The sequence below is a fragment of the Streptomyces nojiriensis genome, from assembly GCF_017639205.1.
Lineage (GTDB): Bacteria > Actinomycetota > Actinomycetes > Streptomycetales > Streptomycetaceae > Streptomyces > Streptomyces nojiriensis.
In genome coordinates this window covers 6,993,397-7,010,045 of sequence record NZ_CP071139.1, presented here as the reverse complement: position 1 = coordinate 7,010,045, position 16,649 = coordinate 6,993,397, and the positions used below count along the sequence as shown (strand labels likewise).

The 16,649-nt window shown below is 73.8% G+C and carries 16 protein-coding genes; 9 read left to right on the top strand and 7 right to left on the bottom strand.

Annotation, left to right across the window (positions count from 1 at the left end; translation table 11 throughout):
- Nucleotides 1–11: 11 nt before the first annotated feature.
- Nucleotides 12–809: a hypothetical protein gene (locus JYK04_RS32525; protein ID WP_189745838.1), complete on the top strand. Its 798-nt coding sequence runs from the start codon at nt 12–14 to the stop codon at nt 807–809.
- 27 nt (nt 810–836) lie between these two features.
- Here JYK04_RS32525 and JYK04_RS32520 read toward each other — a convergent pair whose 3' ends face one another.
- Nucleotides 837–1,502, bottom strand: coding sequence for a GntR family transcriptional regulator (locus JYK04_RS32520; protein ID WP_229876777.1), 666 nt, complete (start codon nt 1,500–1,502; stop codon nt 837–839).
- A 137-nt stretch (nt 1,503–1,639) separates the two neighbouring features.
- On the opposite strand from JYK04_RS32520, the gene JYK04_RS32515 reads away from it, so the two are divergent.
- Nucleotides 1,640–2,500: a (2Fe-2S)-binding protein gene (locus JYK04_RS32515; protein WP_189745836.1), complete on the top strand. Its 861-nt coding sequence runs from the start codon at nt 1,640–1,642 to the stop codon at nt 2,498–2,500.
- A 208-nt stretch (nt 2,501–2,708) separates the two neighbouring features.
- Nucleotides 2,709–3,767 carry a DUF2637 domain-containing protein gene (locus tag JYK04_RS32510; protein ID WP_189745834.1) on the top strand — a complete coding sequence of 353 codons (1,059 nt, stop codon included), beginning with the start codon at nt 2,709–2,711 and terminating at the stop codon, nt 3,765–3,767.
- Between the two features lie 72 nt (nt 3,768–3,839).
- On the opposite strand, the gene JYK04_RS32505 is transcribed toward JYK04_RS32510, so the two are convergent.
- The 3 genes from JYK04_RS32505 to JYK04_RS32495 all read right to left on the bottom strand — a co-directional run bounded on the left by JYK04_RS32505 (nt 3,840) and on the right by JYK04_RS32495 (nt 5,543).
- Nucleotides 3,840–4,280, bottom strand: coding sequence for an ATP-binding protein (locus JYK04_RS32505; protein WP_229876776.1), 441 nt, complete (start codon nt 4,278–4,280; stop codon nt 3,840–3,842).
- Between the two features lie 129 nt (nt 4,281–4,409).
- Nucleotides 4,410–5,018 (bottom strand): thiamine pyrophosphate-dependent enzyme, encoded by a 609-nt coding sequence (locus tag JYK04_RS32500; RefSeq protein ID WP_189745832.1) that lies wholly within the window; start codon nt 5,016–5,018, stop codon nt 4,410–4,412.
- A gap of 3 nt (nt 5,019–5,021) precedes the next feature.
- On the bottom strand, nt 5,022–5,543 hold the full coding sequence (locus JYK04_RS32495) for a CGNR zinc finger domain-containing protein (protein ID WP_189745830.1): 522 nt from the start codon (nt 5,541–5,543) through the stop codon (nt 5,022–5,024).
- 78 nt (nt 5,544–5,621) lie between these two features.
- Between JYK04_RS32495 and JYK04_RS32490 the strand changes: the two genes are divergently transcribed.
- Nucleotides 5,622–6,884, top strand: coding sequence for an MFS transporter (locus JYK04_RS32490; RefSeq protein WP_229876775.1), 1,263 nt, complete (start codon nt 5,622–5,624; stop codon nt 6,882–6,884).
- A 4-nt stretch (nt 6,885–6,888) separates the two neighbouring features.
- Here JYK04_RS32490 and JYK04_RS32485 read toward each other — a convergent pair whose 3' ends face one another.
- Nucleotides 6,889–8,040: a serine hydrolase domain-containing protein gene (locus JYK04_RS32485; RefSeq protein ID WP_229876774.1), complete on the bottom strand. Its 1,152-nt coding sequence runs from the start codon at nt 8,038–8,040 to the stop codon at nt 6,889–6,891.
- Nucleotides 8,041–8,194: 154 nt separating this feature from the next.
- On the opposite strand from JYK04_RS32485, the gene JYK04_RS32480 reads away from it, so the two are divergent.
- Entirely contained in the window at nt 8,195–8,632 is a 438-nt protein-coding gene (locus JYK04_RS32480; RefSeq protein ID WP_189745828.1) for a glutaredoxin domain-containing protein, read from the top strand.
- A gap of 21 nt (nt 8,633–8,653) precedes the next feature.
- Here the strand turns inward: JYK04_RS32480 and JYK04_RS32475 are convergent, their stop codons facing one another.
- Nucleotides 8,654–10,039: a protein phosphatase 2C domain-containing protein gene (locus JYK04_RS32475; protein WP_189745826.1), complete on the bottom strand. Its 1,386-nt coding sequence runs from the start codon at nt 10,037–10,039 to the stop codon at nt 8,654–8,656.
- Nucleotides 10,040–10,141: 102 nt separating this feature from the next.
- Nucleotides 10,142–13,921, bottom strand: a complete 3,780-nt coding sequence (locus JYK04_RS32470; protein WP_189745824.1) for a S8 family peptidase — start codon at nt 13,919–13,921, stop codon at nt 10,142–10,144.
- Between the two features lie 198 nt (nt 13,922–14,119).
- Between JYK04_RS32470 and JYK04_RS32465 the strand changes: the two genes are divergently transcribed.
- The 4 genes from JYK04_RS32465 to JYK04_RS32450 all read left to right on the top strand — a co-directional run bounded on the left by JYK04_RS32465 (nt 14,120) and on the right by JYK04_RS32450 (nt 16,607).
- Nucleotides 14,120–15,097, top strand: a complete 978-nt coding sequence (locus JYK04_RS32465; RefSeq protein WP_189745822.1) for a helix-turn-helix domain-containing protein — start codon at nt 14,120–14,122, stop codon at nt 15,095–15,097.
- Nucleotides 15,098–15,121: 24 nt separating this feature from the next.
- Nucleotides 15,122–15,604, top strand: coding sequence for a DUF456 domain-containing protein (locus JYK04_RS32460; protein WP_189745820.1), 483 nt, complete (start codon nt 15,122–15,124; stop codon nt 15,602–15,604).
- Between the two features lie 93 nt (nt 15,605–15,697).
- Entirely contained in the window at nt 15,698–15,883 is a 186-nt protein-coding gene (locus JYK04_RS32455; RefSeq protein WP_189745818.1) for a hypothetical protein, read from the top strand.
- Between the two features lie 4 nt (nt 15,884–15,887).
- Nucleotides 15,888–16,607: a hypothetical protein gene (locus JYK04_RS32450; RefSeq protein ID WP_189745816.1), complete on the top strand. Its 720-nt coding sequence runs from the start codon at nt 15,888–15,890 to the stop codon at nt 16,605–16,607.
- The last annotated feature ends 42 nt before the right edge of the window (nt 16,608–16,649 follow it).

Below are 16,649 nucleotides of genomic sequence, written 5' to 3'. Positions count from 1 at the left end.
GGGAGGGCAATGTGGCGGACACCGCCATGTCGGGTGCCGGAACAACCGGAGGAGACGACCCCCTCCAGCGGGCGATATGGCGGCTGCGCTCGCGCGGCTGTTGGACGGATGCGGCTGCACTGCTGACGCCGCACATCGGCAAGGCCGGCAGTGCCGGGGCGGCCGTGCAGCGGACCGCGCTGCTGGTGGAGCGGTGCCTGTTCACCGGGCAGGGCTGGGCCGAGGCCGAGGACGCGCTGCGGATCGCCGAGGCGGTGTCCCAGGACGACGACGACCGGGGCGCGGCCGCCTGCGAACGGGGCCAGCTGGCGTACGCCGCCACCGTGCTCGGCGTACGCGACCGGGCCGACGAGGCCCGCTCCGCGCTGGGCCGGGCCGCGGCCCTGCTGTCCCCGGAGTCCCGGACCCGCCCGCTGCTGGACTTCCGGCGGGGGCTCGTCGCCGAACACCTGGCGGACGCCCCGCAGTCGGCCCGGCCGGCCTACCACCGGGCCCACGCGGGGGCGGAGGCGCACGGGGACACCCTGCTGCTGTCCTTCACCTGGCGGCACCTGGCCGCGCTGGCCCTGCGGGACGGGGAGGTGGCCGAGGCCCGCAAGGGCTTCGCGGAGTCCCTGCGCATCCGGGAGGACCTGGGCTTCCTGATCGGCACGGCGCCGGCGCTGGCCGCCCTGGCCGAGGCCGAACCGGAACCGGAAGCCACCCGGCTCCGCGCGGAGGCCCGCCGCCTGTTCCACCTGCTGGGCGGCATCCCCACCTGGCTGGCGGACCAACTCCACCCCACCGAATCCAGCCCCGCCGGCGTTTGAGGCGCGGGGCCCGGGGCGGGGCCCCGGTCAGGCGGGGGAGCCCGCGAAGTGTTCGCGGACCAGCGACTCCACCACCCCGAGGTCCCGCGCGATCAGCGCCTCCAGCAGCGCCGCATGCTCCGCCGCATCGGCGACGAGATCGGCCCGCCGAACCCGCGGAGCGCCCGGCAGGGGCCACTGGGCCCGGCGGTGGAGCTCCTCCGCCACCTGCACCAGCTGGTCGTTGCCGGCCAGCCGCAGCACCGCCCCGTGGAAGTCCCGGTCCGCCTGCGCGTACCCCGGCAGGTTGCCGGCCGCCGCCGCCTCGGCCGTGGCGGCGGCGGCCGGACGCAGGGCCTCCCAGGCGGCCGCCGGGACCGTGCGGGCCAGCCGGATCATCACGGGGACCTCCAGCAGCGCCCGTACCTCGGCCAGCTCGGCCAGCTCCTTCGGGGTGCGGGAGAGCACGCGGAAGCCCCGGTTGGGCAGGCACTCCACCGCCCCCTCCACGGCCAGCTGCTGCATCGCCTCGCGCACGGGGGTCGCGGACACCCCGAAACGCTCCCCCAGGGCCGGGCCCGAGTAGATCTCGCCCGGCACCAGCTCTCCGTCGATCAGGGCCGCGCGCAGCGCGTCGAGCACCTGTCCGCGCACCGAATGGCGCAACACCTTCTGCCTTTGTGCCGGTACCCGGGCCTGGGCCGTTTCGCGCACGCGGTCCTCCTCCGGGTCTCGACCTGTCCTGAGAATAAGTGACGGCGCGCGCGGGGAGGGGTGCGGATCGACCCGAATCAGGTAAGGTAAGGCTAACCTGTTAACGATCGTGTGATTCTGTGATTCGGTGGCCCGTCATGACCGTCACGACCTTTCCGGCTGTCACATCCGCCCCGCCCGGCTCTGCGGTGACGGACGCGTTCGCCAGGCTGGCCGAGGCGTACGGCGGACTGCGGGTGGTCGAGCGGGCCGCCGGCGAACCCCTCCCTCGCGGTGCGGGATGGGTCGGCGCGGACGAGCTCGCGGCCGGCGGGCCGGCCCTGGACGCCTTCCTCGCCTGGGACAACGCCCAGGTCCTGAGGGACTACGGCACCCAGGCCCGCCCCGATGTGATCGCGGGCTTCGGGCTGCACCGGTACGCGTGGCCCGCCTGCCTGCTGATCACCCTGCCGTGGTTCCTGCACCGGCGGGTCCCCCGCCTCCCGGTCCCGGAGGTGGCCTTCCACCGGACCCTCGGCCGGATGAGCGTGCGCGTCGCGGAGTTCGCCTGCCTGCCGGACGATGCGGCGGCCGCGCTCCCGGGGGCCCGTGTCGTGCCCGACGAGGCGGCGCTGCGCGACGAGGTGCGGGCGGCGGTGGCCCAGCACCTCGGACCGCTGCTGCAAGGCTTCGGCCCGCGCATGCGGCGCGGCCGCCGCGCCCTGTGGGGCATGGTGACCGACGAGGTCGTCGAGAGCCTCTGGTACATCGGCAGCCTGCTCGGCGAGGAGCGGCGGGCCATGGCCGAGCTGGAAGCGCTCCTGCCGGGGTCCACCGCCCCCTACACCGGGGGCGCGGGGTTCCGTACGCTCACCGGACCCGCCGGCGAGGAGCTGTCCACCCGGGACCGGGCCGGCTGCTGCTTCTTCTACACCATCCGTCCCGAGGACACCTGTGTCACCTGTCCCCGGACCTGTGACGCCGACCGGATCGCCCGCCTCGCGGCGACCGCCGCCTGAACCCACCCCGTACGACTGACGGTAATCGAACACAACTCAGCTCGTACGGGCGCCAGTTCGAGTCACAACACCCTATCCGGCGGGCCCCGCCCCCCGATGGCGTCCACTTGCCCCGAAACCCGCGTGCACCACTCACCGGCTACGCCAATATGGCGCCCGGAAAGCCGTACAGCCGCATGGCCGCACACGCGAGGCGAGGGACATCCGCATGAGACTGACCGACATATCGCTGGACTGGCTGCTGCCCGGCAGCCTGCTGATCCTGGGCGTACTTGCGGCAGTTGCGGTACTGGCCCGTGGCAAGCGGGAGAGCGAGAAGGCCGCGGCCGACGACAGCTGGGAGCGCAGCGAGGAACGACGGCGGCGCAAGGAAGCCGTCTACGGGACCGCTTCGTACGTTCTGCTCTTCTGCTGCGCGGCGGTCGCCGCCGCGCTCTCCTTCCACGGGCTGGTCGGCTTCGGCCGGCAGAACCTCAACCTCACGGGGGGATGGGAGTACCTGGTCCCGTTCGGCCTCGACGGCGCCGCGATGTTCTGCTCGGTGCTCGCCGTGCGCGAGGCCAGCCACGGCGACGCGGCCCTCGGTTCGCGCATGCTCGTCTGGCTGTTCGCGGGCGCGGCCGCGTGGTTCAACTGGGTGCACGCCCCGCGGGGAATGGGCCACGACGGAGCCCCGCAGTTCTTCTCGGGGATGTCCCTCTCGGCGGCCGTGCTCTTCGACCGCGCCCTCAAGCAGACCCGCCGGGCGGCGCTGCGCGAACAGGGCCTGATCCCGCGGCCGTTGCCCCAGATCCGGATGGTCCGCTGGCTGCGGGCCCCCCGGGAGACCTTCGGCGCCTGGTCGCTCATGCTGCTGGAGGGGGTACGCACCCTCGACGAGGCCGTGGACGAGGTGCGCGAGGACAAGAAGGAGCGGGAGCAGGACCGGCACCGCAGGCGCGACCAGAACCGGCTGGACCGGGCGCGCATCAAGGCGCTGGGCCGGCAGAACCGGGCGTTCGGGCGTTCGCGCGGGCGCCAGGTCGAGCTTCCGGAACTGACGCAGGGAGCGGGCTCCGCGCCGGTCGGCGCGGAGCCGGCCATACCGGAATCAGGACAACTGCCCCTGCGACGCCGGCCCTCCCTGCAGGCCGTCAACCCAACCGAATCCCTTGACGTGACCGGCACCCGGACGGTGGACCTCACCGCCGAGGACGACACCCAGACCATTCCCCGGCTGGACTCGCTGGAGCGCAAACTGAAGGACCTGGAACAGCAGTTCGGCTGACCCGGTCCGCTTCCACGGGGAAACCCCGCGGGGCCCGCCTGCTCAGGCGGGCCCTTCGTCGTACGGCACGTGCTACGGCGCGTCGTGCCGTGCGTCGAGCTCGAACCACACCACCTTGCCGCTGCCCAGGGCGAGTGCGTCCACGCCCCAGTCGTCGGCGAGCGCCTGCACCAGCACGAGTCCCCGGCCGTGCGTACCGTCGTCGGCGGTCGGTACGTACGGCCGGGGCCGGCGTGCGGCGTAGTCCCGGACCTCCACCCGTAACCGGGTGGAGGCGAGACTCGCGTGCACCTCCGCTCCGCGGTCGGTGTGGACGAGCGCGTTGGTGACGAGCTCGGTGATCAGCAGCTCGGCCACCTCGGCGGCATCGGTCCGGCACCGGTGGCGCATCAACTCGCGTAGAGCCTTCCGGACTTCGCCGACCGCCTTGAGGTCGGCCCGGCGCACGCTCCGGGTGATGCGCAGCGTGTCCACCGCTCCCCCGTCCCCGTCGGCGGACGGCTCGCGCGGCACCGGCCTCCCTCTCCCCCACAGCTTTCCGGTCTTCGCCCCCACCCGCACGGCGATGTCCCTCCCGTGTCCTTGCTCTCGAACAGGTCTACGGGATGCATGCCCCCCGGGCGGTTTCGCACTCCTGCGGGCTCAGGGGCGGGGATCGTCACGGAGGTCGGATCGAGCCATCGGGATCACGCGGGCATCCCCTGCGACCCGAACGGCCGTGTGGGCGGACCGTGCGAATCCGGCCACCGGTCCGGCACCGGTCTTCGGAGGATCCGACAGGTCGGCCAGGTCCGCCGGCACGCCCACCGGAGCGGGTCCCCGTTGCCGGACGGCATCCTCCAAAGCCCCTGTGAGCTGCGCGGGCTTCGCCGCACGGACCCCGTACGCGCCGCCCGTGCGGGCGAGGCGGAGACGTCGGGGTTCCTGTCCGTCGTCCCGCAGGAGCGCAGGCCGGAAACCGGTGTCTCCCCCTTCGGGCTTTCCGGGGGGCGACTTGTCGAAGAGGCCCACTTCGACGGGCGGGCCGTACTGCACCAGGGTGAGGAAATCTCCCCTCAGCAGCGAGGAACCGCCGTCGCCCGACATCGACACCACTTGACGGTTCCGGTCGGTGAACTGTGCGCCGACGGCCTGCGGGAGGGCGCCGGCCTGGGAGCCGTGGCTGAAGGAGCCGATGATGCGCCGTTCGCCGTTCGGGGAAAGATAGCGCGCCGCCCGCACATTGCCCATGCCGGTACGGACGGTGAACACGGCTCAGCCGGTGTGCCGCGCCCGGTGGCGGCGGACCGCGTCGCGGTTGGCGCAGCGGGGCGAGCAGTAGCGCTGCCGTCCCGTGCGTGAGGTGTCGGCGAAGACCGTGGCGCATTCGGACACGGCGCATCTCCTGAGCCGGTGCATGCCCCGGCCCGCGAGGTGCAGTGCGGTCCCGACTGCCATCAGGGAGCACAACTGGTCGCCGAAGGGCCGTCCCTCGTCGCGGTAGTGCAGGTGCCAGCCGTCGCCGGCGTGGTCGGTCAGTCTGGGGAAGGCGGCGATTTCTTCCAGCATGCCGTTGAGCAGCGCGGCGCGCTCCGGTTCGTCGGCGGCGTCGACGACCTTCTCCCACGCCGTCAGGGCGCGGTGCGCTCGGTCCAGGTCCTCCGGGGTGACCGCTCCCGGCACCGCGAGTCCGGCGGCGCGGCAGCGGTCCGCGAGTTCCCCGGGGCTCGACGGGCGGCGGTTGGCGAGGTCGGCGGCCAGGTTCACCGCGTCCGCCCCGTAAGGGTTGAGGTGCACAAGACCATTACAGCAGGCTGTTCGCACCCCGGAAAGGGGCTCTCGTCCGCTCCTGACCCCCGACCAGCGGAGTCCACCATGCCGCGGCTGCTGCCCGCCCCCGGTCCCCAACGCATCCTCACCGTCTCGACGTTCGCCAACGCGATCGGCAGCGGCATCTACCTGACCGCCGGCGTCCTCTACTTCACGGAGGCGGTCCGGCTCCCCGCGCAACAGGTGGGACTCGGACTCGGCATCGCCGGACTCGTGGCGCTCGGGGTCGGCATCGGAGCCGGACATCTCGCCGACCGCCACGGCCCGCGCGGCGTGTACGCGGCCACGCTGGTCCTCCGCGCCCTGGCCACGGCCGGCTTCGTGTCGGCCGACGGCTTCGGGTCGTTCGTACTGGTCGTCACCCTGGCCGTATCGGCCCAGGCCGCAGGGTTCTCGGCGCGCGGCCCGATCATCAAACGGCACGGAGGTGAACGCCCCCAGGAACTTCGGGCGTACCTGCGGTCCGTGAGCAACACCGGGATCTCCCTGGGCGCCGTACTCGCCGGCTGGGCGGTCCAGTCGGGCACCGGCACGGCGTACCGGTGCCTGATCGCCGGCAACGCCCTCTCCTTCGCGGTGTCCGCCGCGCTCCTGCTCCGCCTCGCCCCGATCCGTCCCCTGCCGAGCGGCGGCGGCCGGCGGTGGGCCGCCCTGCGGGACCTGCCCTACCTCGGGATCACCGCCCTGGACGGCGTCATGGCCGTCCAGTTCAAGATCCTCACCGTGGCCGTCCCGCTGTGGCTCATCGGCGAGACGACCGCACCGCGCTGGCTGGTGTCCGCCGGCATGCTGACCAACACGGCCATCGTCGTCGTCTTCCAGGTACGCGCGAGCCGGAACATCGGCACTCCCGCCACCGGTGCTCGCGCGTACCGCCGCGCCGGCACCGCGTTCCTCGCCTCCTGCTCCCTGGTCTCCCTGTCGGCCGGAGTGCCCGCCCGGGCGGCCGTCACCCTGCTCCTGGTCGCGGTCGTCGTCCACACCGTCGGTGAACTCTGGCACGCGGCAGGAGGGTTCGAGATCTCCTTCGCCCTCGCCCCCGAGCACGCCACCGGCCAGTACCTCGGCGTCTTCGGTATGGGTGCCGGACTCGCCGAGGCTCTCGGCCCGTCCCTGCTGATCGCCCTGTGCATCGGCTGGGGGCGACCCGGTTGGTTCGTCCTCGGCGCCGTCCTCGCCCTCACCGGCCTCGTGGCTCCGCCCGCGGTCCGCTGGGCGGAGCGTCGCAGGCCGGGAGCGGCGGGCGGGGAGGGCTCTCCCACCGCGCCCGGTACGCCCGGTGCGGCCCCGGCCGCGCTGACCGGGTGAGGCCTCAGTCGCACACGACCGCCGTCTGCGCCTTCCCCAGCGCATCGGTGTGCGGGAAGGCCGGCTTCTTCCTCAGTTCCGCGCCGAGGTCGTAGACATTGGCGGCGAGGACCAGTTGCCGCCCGCCGTCGGCGGTGGTGAGGGACACGCTGATGAAACCGGGTCCGCTCCCGTCGGTCACCCAGGCTCGGACCACCTTGCCGCCCGGCCCCGGGCCGCACGGCACGTCCCTGGGCTTCACGCCGAGCCCGTACGGCCCCTCGCCGGGGATCTGCACCGTGGTCAGGAGTTCACGCTGCTGGGCGGGGCGCAGCAGCGTGCCGGCGAACAGGGCCCGGTGGAAGCGGGCCAGGTCGGCGACCGTGGAGATCATGGCACCGGCGGTCCAGTCGTACGACGGGCTGAACCGGGTGACATCGTGTCCCTCCAGGTCGTAACCGTGCAGATGAGGGCCGTGGATGCGCGGGTCGGTCACCGGAAGGGAGGTGTCCTTCAGGCCGAGCGGAGCGAGGATCCGCCGATGGATCTCGGAGGACGCGCTGCGCTGTGTGACCGCCTCGATCACCAGACCCGCGAGGAGGTAGTTGGTGTTGGAGTACGCCCGGCCGGTCGGCTCGTGCCGTACCGCGCGGGCGATCACCTCCCGAGGCGTGTACACGTGGCCCCAGTCGTGGCGCTCCAGGTAGGGCGCGAAGAACTCCGGCTCGTTGGTGGGGTCGTAGATGCCCGAGGTGTGGTTGAGCAGCTGCCGGACGGTGATGGCCGTGCCGTCGTTGCCGTTTCCCCGGACCACGCCGGGCAGCCATGTGTCCACGCTGTCGTCGAGCGAGAGCCGCCCCTCGCCCTCCAGCTGCAGGAGCACCGTCGACACGAACGACTTGGTGTTGCTCGCGATCCGGAACCGCTGGTCCGGCCGGGCCCGCTCGCCGGTCGCCGTGTCCGCGAGCCCGGCCGCCGTCCGCGACTCCCGCTCCCCGCGCCTGGCGTACGCCACGACACCGGGGAATCCGTCGGCGACCGTCTGCTCGACGGCCTCCTCGAGCCCGGCGGGCGGCGCGGCCGGCCCCCGTTCCGACGCGGTCGCGGGGAGGATCCCCCCGACCGCCAGCACGCAGATCCCCACCCATAACGCCGCGGCCCGTGCCCGTGAATTCACCGATCAGTCCCGTTCCAGTCGCCTGTGCCGTTCCCTCCCAGCCTGTCGAGCCGCCGCACCGATCGCCCATCCTGCTGGCACCCGGACCGGCACGGGGGCTGCCCCCACCCCTGCCGTGCCGACCCGTCACGGCCCGTCGGTAGCCTGCGGCCTCATGACGCGTGCTTGGATCCTGCCGGTGCTGTTCGGGTTGTGCGGATCGGCCGTCGCGGCCGGCCTGGTCGTGAGCGGGAGATCCGGCGCGGCCGTGGCGCTCCTGCTGGTGTTCGTACTGCTGGCAGCCATGCACTCACCCCTGGTGTACCCGCGGTCGATCGGTGCGCAGGAGGCACAGCGCCGCAGCGCGGCCGACGGCCGACCGGTCGTCTTCTGGCGGCCGGGCTGCAAGTACTGCATACGGCTGCGCATCCGGCTGGGCCGCAGCGCCCGCCGCCTTCACTGGGTCGACATCTGGCGTGACCCGGCGGGAGCCGCCGTGGTGAGGGCGGCCAACGACGGGAACGAGACCGTGCCGACCGTCCTCGTGGCGGGCCGGCCGCACACCAACCCCGATCCCGAGTGGGTGCGCGGACAGCTCCCGCCTGCCGCGTGACGGGAAGCCGTGCCGCGCCGGTCAGGCCTCCCAGACCGCGGCGGCCGTGCGGTCGTCGGCGTATCCCTTGAGGCGGAGCTGGGTGTCCGCGAGGAAGGCCGCGAGGCCCGGCGGGTCCTGACCGGCCCAGCGGGTGGCGAGTTCCGCCGGGAGGGCGGCCTCCTCCCGCATCGGTTCCGCCAGGCCCCCGGAGCACAGGAGCAGGGTGTCGCCGGGCCGGGCCACGGCCGCGCGGAAGCGGAAACCGCCGTCCGTGTCCTCGGCCGACCCGGCGGGCTCCAGGTCCTGCCACTGCCCCGAGCGCAGCCGGAACAGGCCGCCCGCGCCCGCTCCGAAGCACACCCGGGTACGGCACTGCGGATCCACCGGGAGCAGCAGCCCGCGCAGTCCGGCGGTGTACGCCGGTTCCGCGAGCCCCAGCTCGGCGGCGCGGGCCCGCAGTCGCCCGTACCCCCGGTCGGTGAGCCGTTGCAGGCCCGAGCGCAGGGCGTCGCGGCGCCCGGCGCGGATGTCGTCGGCGAGCCGCTCCTGGCTGCGTCCGACGGCGGACGCGACGGTGCGGCACAGTTCTGCGGCGGCCTCGGCGGCCCCGGGGGCGGCCCGGTCCCCGCCCGCGAGGGCCACCAGGACCAGCGCGTCGTCGCCGCTGCCGAAGCGGGCGGTGAGCAGGAAGTCGCGGCGGGCCTCGCCGCGGTAGCGGGCGGAGTCCCCGCGCAGCGAGGCCGCGCGCAGGGTGCAGGCGCCGTAGCGGGCCCCCTCCAGGACGGTGTCCGGGGTCAGTTGTTCGACGGCGGCCGGGTCGGCGGGCGGGAGGGCGCCCGGCTCGGCGGCGTAGGTGGGGGCGCGGTCGCCCAGGTGGGAGACCTCGGGCCGGACGGCCTCCGGTCGGGCCGCCACCGGCTCGGGCTCGGGGCCCGGCCCGGACTCGGCCACCGGCGCCGGCTGCCGGGGCTGCTGCGGGGCCGGATCGAACCAGGCCTCCGGGCTCGGCGCGTCCCGGTGCCGCACCGGAAGCTCGGGCCCGCGCACCGGTGGTACGGCCACGCCCCCGAGCGCGTACCCCGTGGCGTCGCCCGCCCGGGGATCCCGCGGCGGCGGGAAGTCGGGCAGGGTCGGGGCCGGAGCCGGAGCCGGCTCACCCTGCCGGGGGCCGGGCAGCAGCGGCTCCGGGGCGCGCGGAGGTTCCGGCGGAGCCGGATCCGGCGCGAGGTCCGGTGCCGGGGCCGTGGCAGGGGCCGCGCCCGGTGCCGGTACCGATACAGGTGCCGGTGCCGGCGCCGGGTCCGTCGTCACGCCCGCCGCCGAGCGGAACCGCTTGTCCAGGGTGTCCCCCGGGTCGGGTTCCGCTCCCGCGTCCGGGCCCTCGTAGAGCTTCTGCCACCAGTCGTCCGCGCCCTGCTGACTCATGGCTTCATTCTCGGCCCCCCGCGGGGGCGGAAAACGCCGAATGCACGAAAAGGGTCCGCCGGACCGCCGTCCGCCGGACCCTTCCCGTTCCACCCGTACGGATCAGCGGACGTCGTACGCCCGCACGACCGTCTGGGTGACCGTGGCGCCCTTCGCGTCGGCCAGTTCGACTTTCAGCGACACGGGCTTGCCGGAGGCTCCGGCGTGGTCGACGACCGCGCTCCACCGGCCGCCCCGCTCGTTCACCTTCGCCTGCGTCCAGTTCTCGCCGTCGTAGGAGTACGACAGCTTCGCCGACTTCAGGGCCCCCGGGGTGTAGCCCGCGTGGCCGGTGACGCCCAGCCCGATGCTCAGGCCGTTCGCCGCCGCGACCGTCTTCATCCCGTCGAGCGGGGCGCTGTACCGCGGGAAGAGGATCGCCAGCCCCTGCGAGTACGCCGCCGCGTCGAGCTTCGAGGTGAAGGCCCAGGTGGTCCGCACGGCGGTGGAGCGCTGCCAGACCCGGGCGGGCGGGCCGATCTTCTCGATGGACTGGGTGAGTTGGTACCGGCCCTCCTCGGCGGGCACCTCGAAGACCCCGAACGGGTACCAGCTCTCCCCGACGACCTCGCCGCCCCGCTCGAGGACGAGCGAGCCGATGTCGCCGAATGAGCCCGGCTGCGCGGCGTGGCCGCCGTCCCCCCACATGGCGGGGGCGAAGCCGATCAGGTTGCCCTGCCGCTCGGCGGCCAGGGTCTCCCGGCCCGCGAGGTCGCGCGGGGCGACCGGGCCGGTGATGCCGTCGTACCAAGTTGCGCTGTTCTTCTGCCCCTTGGTGTAGGTGCGCTGCTCGCCGACCATGAGCTCGCCCCAGGGGAAGCTGCTGGAGAGCAGCTGGTCCCAGGCGGTGTCCCCGGCGGAGTGGTACTCGGTGCGCGTGCCCGGAGCCGCGACGGCCTCGATCCCGCCGAAGTACACGGCGGCGCCGATCGGCCGGTAGGCCCCGGCCATGTCGATGAAGTCGGCCGCCACGCCCATGGAGTGGTACGCGGACACGGTCTGTCCGAGGTCACGGTCGCGCACCCGGTAGGTGCGGCCACCGCTCTTGACCTCACCGGTCTCGGGGAAGGCGAGGGAGTAGACGTACGGGCTCTGCGACTCGGCCTTCCAGGACAACGTGACCTTGCCGGTCGCGAGTCTGGCCAGCAAGGCCTTCGCCTCGGCCGCCTCGATGGTCAGCGTGGGCAGCGCGCCGCCCGCGTAGCCGGTGAAGCCGGTCCAGCGGCCGGGGGCCTCGCGGTGGGCGAGCACCGCCTCGGCGCCGGCGGCCTGCGCGTTGCGCGCGACCTCGTGCAGTGCCCCGTCGACCGCCTTCACGAGGACGACCGCACCCTCGGCGCCCGCCGCGGCGAGTTCCTCGGGGCTGCCGGAGCCCGCGTCGACCAGCGGCGCGCCGCCGCTCCCGTCGAGGTTGTCGCTGCCGGTGGACGCGGTGATCGGGTGGAGTACCGGGCCGCCGACGGCCGTCAGCTCGGAGACGAGGGGCGCGGCCGCCCGCCAGTAGGACGCGAACTCGAAGTCGCCGTCGTCGGCGCGGCCTTCGACGGAGGCGTAGTAGCCGCGGATGGTGCGGCCGCCCATGGCCGTGCCCGCGTGCAGCCATGCGCCGTCCCAGCTGCGGGCGAATCCGAGGGTGGTGTTGCGCGCCTCGACCGGCCGGTCGGCGGCGAGGTCCAGGCGCCCGGCCTTACGGGCGTCCAGGACGACGGTGGTGTCCTTCCTCAGTTCGACCTGGGGGCGGCCGAGGTAGGTGAGGGAGTCGAGCAGCCTGTCGCCCTCGCCCTCCCCCGCGTCGGGGGTGGCGACGAAGGCGGAGAGGAAGTACGCGCCCGGGCGGACCCGGTACACCTGGTCCGCGGAGCCCTCGTTGAAGCGGCGCTCGCCGGTGGCGTCGTCGGTGCCGATCACGTCCAGCGAGGAGGGTCCGGCGGCGGGCCGGCCCGCGCGGTCGACGAGCTTGACGCGCAGGGTCACGGTCTCGGGCTCGACGTAGAGGGAGAAGGGGGTGGAGACGCGGACGCCGTTCGCGGTGGCGACGACGCGGCCGGTGACGTCCCCGTACTGGGAGCGCTCCAGCTTCGCCGCCGGGTCGAGGGCGAGCGGCACCCGGGCGGTGCCGCCGGCCGGGACGGTCACGGTACGCCGCTCCAGGCGGGCCACCTGGGCGCGGACGGGCGAGCCGTCGTTGCCGGTGACCTTATCGACGGCCAGGTTCAGCGTGACGGCGCTCCCGCCCGTGTTGGTGTACGGGACTTCGACGGCGGTGCGGTCGCTGCGGTCCTGCGGCCAGTTGTACGTGCCGCCCTGGACGGCGGACGCACCGGTCACGGTGGCGTCGAGGGCGGCCTTCACGTCGAGGCGGCCGCCTCCGGTCTCCCGTACGTCCCCGGGGACGGCGGTGGCGGCCGAGCCGACGAGGGCGGCCTTGATCTGCTGCGCGGTCCAGTCGGGGTGGCGCTGCTTGACGACGGCGGCGGCGCCCGCGACGTGCGGGGTGGCCATCGAGGTGCCGGACATGGACCGGTAGGCGTACACGCCGCGGCCGCCCGCGGCGGCCGCGGAGATCCCGACGCCGGGGGCGGCGATCTCGGGCTTGAGGGTGTGCGGGAGCCCGGCCGGGCCCCGGCTGGAGAAGACGGCCGTGCGGTCGTCGCGGTCGACGGCGCCCACGGTCAGGACGGAGGGGGCGCAACCGGGCGAGGAGACCGTGTTGTTGCCTGGGCCGGAGTTGCCGGCGGCGACGACGAAGAGCGGGCCCTGCTGGGAGAGCCGTTCGGCGGCGGCGGCGAGCGGGTCGTCGCAGGCGGTCTGCGAGGGGTCGCCCAGGCTCATGGAGACCACGTCGGCCTTGGCGTCGACGGCCCACTCCATACCCGCGATGATCCATGAATCGAGGCCGTAGCCCCCGTCGTTCAGGACCTTTCCGCTGAGGAGTTCGGCGCCGGGGGCGACCCCCTTCCTGGCGCCGCCGCTCTCGGCACCGGAGCCGCCGACGGTGGAGATGGTGTGGGTGCCGTGGCCCTGCCGGTCCGCGTCGGTGTCGGAGTCGGTGAAGTTCTTCGACGCGGCGACGCGGCCCCGGAGGTCGGGGTGGTCCAGGTCCGTTCCGGTGTCGAGGACGGCGACCTTGGTGCCCTTGCCGTCGTACCCGGCGGCCCAGGCGGCGGTGGCGGCGACCTGCTTCGTGGAACGCTCCAGGTTCGCCTGCACCTTGCCGTCCAGCCACAGCTTCCTGAGCCCGCCCGCCGGGGAGCGCGCGCCGGGGTCCGTACCGATGACGTCCGACCAGAAGGCTGCGGTCTGCGCCTTGTCGGCGGCGAGGGCGACGGCGCCGATGGAGGCGAGGACGAGGGAGCGGTCGGCGCCGCGGGGTGTGGGCGGCGCGCTGCGCGCCACGTTCACGGATCCGTCGTAGACCGCGATGAGCGGCAGCTTCGCGGTGTGCGCGTCGTCGTAGCCCTGCCGGACGAGGCCGGTGACGTTGAAGAGTTCGTGGTCGACGCGGCCGGCGGCGAGGGCCTCGACCGCGCCTTCGGGGTACACGTAGAGGTCCTTGCCCGACTGCCGGGTCTGCACGAGCGGCTGCGAGCCGTCCGCGCGCGGCATCGCGGTGGCGGCGGTGCGGCCGGCCGCGTCGGTGGACACCAGGATCCGGTCGCCGGTGACCAGGGTCACCGTGACGGGGGCCGTGGGCTGCTTTCCGGCCGCCTCGCCGCCGACGAGGGGTCTCTTCCCCGCTCCGGGCGCTCCGTCGGCCGGCTGCGCCGCCGTCGGGCCGATGGCGGTGACGGCCAGGACGGCCGCGGCGGCCGCCCCGAGTGCCGTTCGCGATATCGGACGCATCGCTCTCCCCAGGTGAATTCCGGCCAACTGCTGCGTTGCACGGCGAAAGCGCCGCGTAAATGGCTTCTGACCGGCGGATGTTGGTGCTGCGGTGGCGTCACCTTGGCAGAGTGGCGTCAGGTGCGGCGATGATGTCCGCGGCGGGTTTGCGCCGTGGCCGCTTCCCGCCAGGCGCGTGTCGAAAGGTGGGTGGACGGGTTGCTGGGTGCCATAGGCCTGGACGAGGGCCAGGAGTCGGCGTACCGCGCGCTGGTCGCGCTGGGGGCCGCGGAGGTACCCGACCTCGCGCACCGGCTGACGCTGCCGGTGCCGCACACCGAACGGGCCCTGCGCCATCTGGAGCGGCACGGGCTGGCGGCGCAGTCCTCGGCCCGGCCCGGGCGCTGGGTGGCGGCCCCGCCGGGGGTGGCCCTCGGGGCGCTGCTGACCCAGCAGCGGCACGAGCTGGAGCAGGCGGAGCTGGCGGCGGCGCTGCTGGCCGAGGAGTACCGGGCGGAGGCGACCGAACCGGCGGTGCACGACCTCGTGGAGGTGGTGCAGGGCGCGAGCGCGGTGGCCCACCGCTTCCACCAGATCCAGCTGGGCGCGGAGAAGGAGGTCTGCGCGCTGGTCACCGGCCGGCCGCAGGTGGTGCCGGGGACGGACAACGAGGCGGAGGACCGTGCCTCCGTACGCGGGGTCGACTACCGGGTGGTCATCGAGCGGGAGGTACTGACCCTGCCGAGCGGGATCCGGGAGGCGTCGACGGCGCTGGCGCGCGGGGAGCGGATCCGGGTGACGGCCGAGGTCCCGACGAAGCTGGTGATCGCGGACCGGACGCTGGCGATGGTCCCGCTGACGGCCCGCGGGGCGGAGCCGGCGGCGCTGGTGGTGCACGCGTCGGGGCTGCTGGAGTCCCTGGCCGGCCTGTTCGAGGCGGTGTGGCGGGAGTCGCTGCCGCTGCGGCTGGGGGCGGCCGGTTCGGCGGAGGAGGCCGGGGGCGGCCCCGACGCCACGGACCTGGAGATCCTCTCGCTGCTCCTGGCGGGCATGACGGACGCGAGCGTCGCCAAGCACCTGGAGCTGGGGCTGCGGACGGTGCAGCGGCGGGTCAAGGGCCTGATGGAGCTCTCCGGGGTGACGACGCGGCTGCAGCTGGGCTGGCACGCGTACGAGCGGGGCTGGGTGGCCCGATAGCCCCTGGTCGGTCAGGCTGAGCGCATGGATCTGCCTCAGCTGCTGCTGGTGGGGCTGGTGCTGCTGCTCGGGGTGGTCGGCGTGCTGATCCCGGGTGTGCCGGGCACCTGGCTGGTGTGGGCGGGGCTGCTGTGGTGGGCGCTGCACGTGCGCTCGGCGTCGGCGTGGACCCTGCTGGTCGCGGCGACGGCCCTGCTGCTGGTGGTCCAGGTGGTGAAGTGGCTGCTGCCGCCCCGGCGGGTGCGGGGGCTGGGCATCACCACCCGGATGGTGGTGTTCGCGGGGGCCGGGGCGCTCCTGGGCTTCGTCCTGGTGCCGGTGGTGGGGGCGGTTCCGGGCTTCGTGGGCGGCATCTACCTGTGCGAACGGCTCCGCCTGGGCACCCACGGCGAGGCCTGGGCGTCGATGCGGGCGGTGATGCGGGCGGTGGGGACGAGCGTGCTGGTGGAGCTGTTCGCGTGCCTGATGGTGGTGGGGGCGTGGGTGGGGGCGGTGCTGGCACAGTAGGCGCCCGCCGGCCGGCGCGGGCAGCCCGGGGTGCGGCCCTCCCGATCGGGGGTTACGCTCTCAGCCCCTGACTCGATCGGTCGTGGAGGCGCCATGGGTACGTCCGTTCCGGGCACGCCGGCCTCCCCCGCCCGGCAGCTGCCGTCGGACGCCGGCGAGCCGGCCTGCCTGCTGCACCTCGTCTGCGACGCGTGCGGGCGCCTGGACACCGCACGCGAGGGGCACTGCTGCACCGGATGCGGCGCCCCGCTCGACGACGGGAACCCGGTGGTCCCGTAGCGCCATGACGCGTCCCCTGGTGCAGGGTTCGGCCGAGATCGGAATGCCGACCCTGAACAGTGAAGGGTCGAAGATGTACCTGCGGGTCCGTCTGCGCCTCAAGAACTCCGGCCAGGTTCCGGTCCACATCATCGGCAGCATCTACTGGATCCAGGCCAAGCTCGCGAGCGACCCGAAAGACGAATACAAGTTGCTCAAACCCGGCGAGCTGGTCAAGCCGCCGGGGCGGGAGCTGAGCCCGCAGGAGGAAATTTCGGAGGACGTGGTCGTCGAGATCAAGAAGCCCGAAACGACCGGCTACGAAGCAATCAGCGCCCAGGTCCAGGCCTACGCGTTCAGGCAGGACCGGATGACAGTGGATGCCGCCTTGAAGGGGAAGTGGCGCGGAAAACTGAAGAAGGAAGGCAAGGACGACGATCCTCCAGGGCCCCCGCCGGCCAACAAGGACTACTTCAGGTACCAGTCCACGATCTCCCAGAGCAGTGAGCTCCTGAATCTGACCCGGGGCCGGGAGCGCGTGACGGTCTGGTGGCTGTACCGTCGTCGGCCGGTCGTCTATGTGGATGTGAGAAGTCCGGGTGACCGGACGCCCTTCAACTTCGTCACCCCGAACGAGCAGAGGCGGGCCGTCGACCTGTACGGTCTGGCACTCGTGCGCGGCTCGATGGCTCAGATGCCGTACACCGAACTCCTGAAGCAGGCCCAGACCCACCGTCCCCGGTGACCTAGGCCGTCTCTTTCGGATCTTGTCGGCCGAGCCCGCGGC